This is a genomic window from Streptomyces sp. FH025 (assembly GCF_017427025.1).
Classification (GTDB): domain Bacteria; phylum Actinomycetota; class Actinomycetes; order Streptomycetales; family Streptomycetaceae; genus Kitasatospora.
On the sequence record NZ_JAFLNG010000673.1, the window covers coordinates 1 to 4235 of the forward strand.

The following is a 4235-nucleotide window of genomic DNA, read 5'->3' on the forward strand; positions in this document are numbered from 1 at the left end:
TCGGGCAGGACGGGCCTGTTTCGGCCAAACGTTCCTGTCCCGCGGGAGGCGATCGCTTGACGGAAACGCTCCGTGTGCGGTGTGCTGTTCTGAGGTTTTGCTCCGCATACCGGAGGGGGCCGCGGGACGTGCCCGCGGAGTTCTCCCCTCGCCCCGTGAGGCTCAGCGACGAGACTTCCACGGCACCGGACGGTTCAGACGCACCGGGGGAGTGCCCGCTCGGGAACCCCCCGTACACCTGCCACCCGGTGGCGAGCCCGTCACCACCGGGCTCCGGTGTCAGATGCGGGCGACCGGTACGGCAGACGACGAGAGATGCCTTCGGGGGAAGAGATGTGTAGCGCCGAGCAGCCACCGGCCGTCGGATCGACGGCTCCCACCACCCGCACCGGCCGAGCCACGAGCCGGTCGTTTCCCACCCAGCACTGGAGGTGACACGTGTCCATGACCTCTTTCTCCGCAGCCGATCTGGCTGAAATGGCCGATCTGGCCGATCCCACGACGCGGTTCTCCTCCCGGGCGTACGGCGGCCCCGCCGAGCCCGATCCCCACGCCGAGGAGGGGACCCTCCGCATCGGCGAGATGGTCGACCGGACCGGCGTCAGCGAACGCCTGTTGCGCTACTACGAGAGCCGCGGCCTCCTCGAACCGTCCCGCACCTCCCAGGGGCACCGCCTCTACCGGGAGAACGACGTCTCCCGGGTGCGGCTGATCCGGCTGTTGATCGACGGACGCATCAGCACCAAGAACATCCAGCTGCTGATCGACTGCGTCCACGACGGGCTGAACCTCGCACGGCTCTGTGGTGAGCTGGACGACACCCTCGACCGTGAGTTCGAGCGCATCTCCGACGAGATCCGCTCACTGGAACTGACCCGCCGCTACATCGCGGTGCTGTCCGGGCGCATCCCCAGCACCGACTGGACGTTGGCGTCCGCGGCGATGAGCGACAGCCCCCCGTCGATCACGAACGACTGTCCGGTGGTGTAGGCGGCGCCCTCCGACACCAGGTGGGCGATGAGCCCGGCGACCTCCTCGGGGGCGCCGGGCCGGCCCACCGGAACGACCGGCCGGGCCAGCGAGCGGGCGTCGACGCCCTCGGCGTGGCCGTTCATCGGGGTCACCGTCTCCCCGGGGGCGACGGAGTTCACCAGGATGCCGTGCGCGCCCAGTTCCAGCGCCATCGTCTTGGTGAGCATGCCCAGCGCGCTCTTCGCGGCGCAGTAGGCGCTGCCCCCGGCGATCGGGATGTGCTCGTGCACGCTGGTGACGTTGACGATCCGTCCGCCGCGGCCCGCCCGTACCATGGTCCGCGCCGCCTCCTGCGCCAGCCGGAACGGGCTGGTGAGGTCCACCGTCAGCACCCGCTGCCAGTCCTCGGGGCTCTCCTCCAGGAACCCTGCGCGGCGGTTCACCCCGGCGTTGTTCACGAACACGTCCAGCCCGCCGGCCTCCTCGACCGCGCCGCGCAGCGCGGCCACCGCCGCCTCCGGCTCCTCCAGCGGCAGCCCGACCGTCCAGGCCCGGACGCCTTCCTTCTCCCGGAGCCGCTCGGCGACCTCCTCGGCGGCCCGGGCGTTGCGGCCGTAGCCGACGATCACGTCGAGGCCCGCCCGGCCCAGGGCGAGCACGGTGGCCCGCCCGATGCCCGAACTGGCCCCGGTCACCAGGGCGATTCGCTGTGTCATCGGACTCCTCGGATGTCGTGGGCGTCACCGCTGCCGGTGGCGCCGGGGGTACGGCCGACGCCGGAGGCATCGGCCCGGTCGGTGCCGGCGGAAACGGCGTCGGCGTCCGCCGTGCGGACCAGCAGGTCGTCGTTCAGGTCGACGACCAGCCGCATCACCAGCTCGCCGTCCACCACCCGGCTCCGGCCGTAGATCATGCGGTTCATCAGCTCGGCGCCCTCCCGCAGCGACCTGCGATGGGTGATCAGGACGTCGAACCGGCCGTTGGAGGCCGTGAGTTCGGCCGCCGCGGCGGCGAGCGCCCGCCCGGTGACCCCGCGGTTGCCGGTGAAGCGCACCGGCGGCGTCCGGCCGTCGGACCACCGCACCTCGTGCGGCGGCACCGGGCCGCCGGTGTTGGCCGCCCGAACGCCCGGGAGGTCCACCCCGGGGAAGTGCCGGCTGGTCGCGTGCGCGTCCACGCCCCCGATCAGGTGCACCGCCCGTACGGCGTCGCCGTAGGCCTGGCGGGCCAGATCGAGGGCGGCCACCGTGCGGTCCCGGTGGGTGCCGATCAGCACCGCCACCGGCCGGCCCGCGCTCTCGGCCGCCACCCGGACCACGTCCCGGGCGAGGACGTGGCGCACCGTGCCACCGGGCAGGTTCCGCGCGGACCACGCCAGCCCGGCCTGGCCGCCGTGCACCAGAGTGACCCGGGCGCCGGGGTCGAGCGAGGCCCGCAGCGCGGCCAGATTGCCGATCAGCCCGTCCCCGATGACCACCAGTTCCTCGTACGACGAGCGGGCCAGGCAGTCGGTCGCGTACGTCACCACGGCCGTCGGCTCGACCAGGGTGGCGGAGGCGGAGTCCAGCTTCTCGTCCAGCGGGACGAGCAGCCCCGCGGCGACCGCCGAGGCGGCGATCAGCACCCGCTGCTGGAACAGGCCGTCGACGTTGTGCCCGAGCAGGAACGACGGGTCGCCCGGATGCGTCGGGTTGACGGCGACGCGGTCCCCGACCGCGACCTCCGTGACCCCGGCCCCGACCGCGATCACCCGGCACGCGCCCTCGTGGCCGATCACCGGCGACGGATCGTCGCGCAGCCCCCGCAGCATCTGGATGTCGGTGCCGCACAGGCTGACGGACTCGGGGGCGAGCACCACCTCGCCCGGGCCCGGCACGGGCGTGGTCCGCGCGGTCACCCGGCTGCTTCCGCCGTGGCGCTCGATCGCGAGGTGTTCCATGTGCGCTCTCCTTCGGTCGGGTTCGGAGTCGTCGGGTTCAGAGTCGGTCGGTTCGGAGCCGGTCGGGTTCGGAGCCGGTCGGGGTTCGTCGGGTTCAGGACGTGACGACGGTGAGGAAACCGTCGGCCATGCGCTGCGCCCCGCGGATGGGTTCCACCTCGCCGGGTCGCAGCACGCGCACCTCGGGCCCGGACGGCGCGCCGCCCTCGAAGTAGCCAGAGGAATCGGCGAGTTGGGCGCGTAGTGCGCCCTCGTAGTGCGGGCCGAGACCCTCCGCGACGCCGCCGCCGATGCCGACCAGGTCGAGCAGCGGGTGGGTCGCGCGCAGCCAGCGGACCAGCTGCGCCACCGGGAAGGTGACGGCGGCCAACAGTGCGGCGGCCTCCGGATCCCCCGCCGCCAGCCGATCGGCGAACGCGTCGGCCCGGAACCCGGGGGCACCGAGCGCCTCCGCCACCCGGGCGATGGCCGGCCCGGAGGAGACCGAGGCGAGGTGGCCGGTGCCGCCGCACTCGCAGGGCAGGCCGAGGAGCTGCGGCAGGTGCGCCGGTACGGCGGTCTGGAGGTGGCCGACCTCGCCCTGCAGCCCGTTCGCGTCGACGGCCAGGCCGCGGGTGCGCAGGTCGGCGGTCTTCAGTGCGATGCCGCTGCTCACGGTGAGGTAGCCGACCTGCCGGTGGCCCTCGTGCGCGACGGAGGCCGCGAAGTCCGCGAGGGCGCAGGTGACGTCGTTGTGGACGTACCAGCCGACGCCGGGGCGCCGCGCGCGCAGCTCGCCGACCAGGTCGCGCTCCATCCGGGCCTCGCCCCACAGCGGCGCGGAGCCGTGGACGCGGCCGCTGCGGTCGTCCATCGCGGCACCCAGCGACACCACGACCCGGCCTCCGTCGGCGGGGGCCGCGCCCAGCAGTTCGGCGAGCAGCAGCTCGGTCAGCTCGTCGGTGGACAGCCGCGGATGGTTCAGCAGGCTGGGCGCGGGGCGGCGCTCGGTGGCGTCGCCGCTGCGGATGCGCAGCCAGGTGCCGCCGACGTCGACGCCGACATCGGAAGGCGTCAGCGTCATCACCGCGGGCCCCCCGACGGGCGGCCGGCGCCGGGCAGCCGCAGCTCCAGGGCCGCGCCCGTGCCGTCCGCCGAGACCGTGACCCCCCGCAGGTCGGGCAGCCAGGCGTCCGCGTCCGGGGACGCGGCGACGGCCGCGCCCAGCCCGACGCACCGGGCGCCCGCGGCCCGCCCGGCCCGCAGGCCGACCTCGGCGTCCTCGAAGACGACGCACCGCGACGGCGCCGCGCCCAGGGCGCGGGCCGCCCGGGCGTACCCCTCC

5 protein-coding genes are annotated in these 4235 nt (G+C 74.4%); 1 reads left to right on the forward strand and 4 read right to left on the reverse strand.

The features are described from left to right. Positions 1-444 precede the first annotated feature (444 nt). Complete coding sequence (locus tag J0670_RS31835) at positions 445-990, forward strand: MerR family transcriptional regulator (protein ID WP_207815435.1); 546 nt, start codon at positions 445-447, stop codon at positions 988-990. Here the strand turns inward: J0670_RS31835 and J0670_RS31840 are convergent. The 4 genes from J0670_RS31840 to J0670_RS31855 all read right to left on the reverse strand — a co-directional run. Next, complete coding sequence (locus J0670_RS31840) at positions 882-1688, reverse strand: SDR family oxidoreductase (protein WP_207815436.1); 807 nt, start codon at positions 1686-1688, stop codon at positions 882-884. The two genes, J0670_RS31835 and J0670_RS31840, sit on opposite strands and share 109 nt — an antisense overlap. After that, on the reverse strand, positions 1685-2911 hold the full coding sequence (locus J0670_RS31845) for an alcohol dehydrogenase catalytic domain-containing protein (RefSeq protein ID WP_207815440.1): 1227 nt from the start codon (positions 2909-2911) through the stop codon (positions 1685-1687). The genes J0670_RS31840 and J0670_RS31845 overlap by 4 nt, the downstream gene beginning before the upstream one ends. 94 nt (positions 2912-3005) lie before the next feature. After that, the gene (locus J0670_RS31850; protein ID WP_207815441.1) at positions 3006-3974 is read right to left on the reverse strand and encodes an ROK family protein; all 969 of its coding nucleotides are present in this window, start codon (positions 3972-3974) and stop codon (positions 3006-3008) included. Beyond that, positions 3974-4235: HAD-IA family hydrolase (locus J0670_RS31855; protein ID WP_207815442.1), on the reverse strand; the 262-nt coding region annotated here is incomplete at its 5' end. The genes J0670_RS31850 and J0670_RS31855, both read right to left, overlap by 1 nt.